General features: G+C 55.0%; 1 rRNA gene. It reads left to right on the top strand.

Annotated elements, in window-relative coordinates:
* Positions 1-242, top strand: a 16S ribosomal RNA gene (locus ACZYR9_RS28005); the annotation flags it as partial.

The following is a 242-nucleotide window of genomic DNA, read 5'->3' as shown; positions in this document are numbered from 1 at the left end:
GCAGGCCTTCGGGACAGAGGAGACAGGTGGTGCATGGTTGTCGTCAGCTCGTGTCGTGAGATGTTGGGTTAAGTCCCGCAACGAGCGCAACCCTTGAACTTAGTTGCCAGCATTAAGTTGGGCACTCTAAGTTGACTGCCGGTGACAAACCGGAGGAAGGTGGGGATGACGTCAAATCATCATGCCCCTTATGACCTGGGCTACACACGTACTACAATGGCCGGTACAACGGGAAGCGAAGG

This window comes from Paenibacillus sp. F024 (assembly GCF_057814255.1).
Note: the sequence above shows the minus strand (reverse complement) of the source record. Positions and strands in the feature narration are given on the sequence as shown.